Source organism: Pseudoalteromonas sp. S1650, from assembly GCF_005887195.1.
Classification (GTDB): domain Bacteria; phylum Pseudomonadota; class Gammaproteobacteria; order Enterobacterales; family Alteromonadaceae; genus Pseudoalteromonas; species Pseudoalteromonas simplex.
The window spans coordinates 1-1,435 of the sequence record NZ_PNDF01000137.1; the positions used below are offsets into that span (position 1 = coordinate 1).

1 protein-coding gene is annotated in these 1,435 nt (G+C 46.0%); it reads right to left on the reverse strand.

Going from position 1 to position 1,435, the window contains the following annotated elements; all coding sequences use genetic code 11:
* Positions 1-1,435, reverse strand: a 1,435-nt coding sequence (locus tag CWB80_RS21855) for an Ig-like domain-containing protein (protein ID WP_171041574.1), incomplete at both ends; no start/stop codon positions are given.

A 1,435-nucleotide genomic window follows, 5' to 3' on the forward strand; every position in this document is an offset into this window, starting at 1 on the left:
GACTTGGCTCACCACTCCCACTGCCATCCGCTTGCACCGTCGCTGTCGCACTTTGTCCATTACCGGCACTGTCAGTGATAGTAAGCAGCACTAAGCTGCCCACAGCCGCTCCGGTGGTTTGCCCACTAATCAGCGGTGTCACATCATTACTATCGGCCAAGGTATCAAGGCTAATCGTCGGTGCGGTAATGTCGATTTCACCAGTGGCACTATCGGTGCCAGTATTACCGGCTGCATCGGTGACTGAAGCATTAACAGTAAAACTACCTTCTGCCAGTATTGTGGTTGCAGACACTGACCAACTTCCGTTCGCTAATACCGTAGCAACTAAAGTTTGTGGGTTGCCTTGTGAATCAGTAATGATCACGGTAACTGTGCTTCCTACCGGTGCATCCGTTGTACCACTTATTGTTGGGGTTGTATCATTGGTTTGTGCAATATCATTAATTGCAATGGTAGGAGGGGTTAAATCAATTGTTCCTACAGCAGAGTCTGTACCTTCAACGCCACCTACTGTAACGCTAGCAGTAACCGTAAAATCACCTTCAGTTAATGCATTATTAGCAGTAACAGTCCAAATACCACCTGAGACACTTACTGTCAGTGTTTCAACTGGATTGGTGCCATCATTTATAGTCACTGTTACCGTACTGCCGTCAGGAGCACTGGTTGTTCCTGAAATAGTAGGCGTTGTATCGTTCGTTTGGCCTAGGGCATCTATTGAAATACTAGGCGCACTGGTATTCAAGGTGAAATTCTCTGTTGCTGAGGCGATATTTCCTGCTGCATCCTCTACTGTAGCAACCACGCTGTAGTCATCATTCGCTAACGATGAAGAGGTGACAGACCAATTACCAGCACCATCAACGGTTGCAGTCAAACTGATCTCACCACCACTGGTATCTGTTAATACAAGTGAAATAACAGTGCCTGCTGGCTCCGAAGATGTACCACTAATAGTTGGTGTTGCGGTGTTAATTGTGCCTAGATTGTTGATTGTAATGAGAGGCGCTGTAGTGTCTATCGTTCCTGAGCCTGTATCACTCCCTGTATTACCCGCAGCATCTGTGATTGTTGCAGTAATTGTATAGTTACCATCAGGTATTTCAGATGCGTCTGTTTGCCATGTGCCTGCAGCACTTACAACAGCTGTAAAACTATAATTATCGCCATTACTGTCTGTAACTATAATATTTACAATTGTGCCCGCAGGCTCGGTAGATGTACCGCTGATTGTTGGGGTATTATCATTACTTAAGCCATTATCATTCACAACAACTGTAGGATTTACCGTATCAATACTACCTGAGGCACTGATTGTTGTACTATTGCCCGCCACGTCACTCACTGTTGCTGACACAGTGTAATCACCTTCGGCTAAACCGTTTGGCACTTCGCTAGTCCAGGTTCCATTACTGCCCACTGTGGCTGAGAA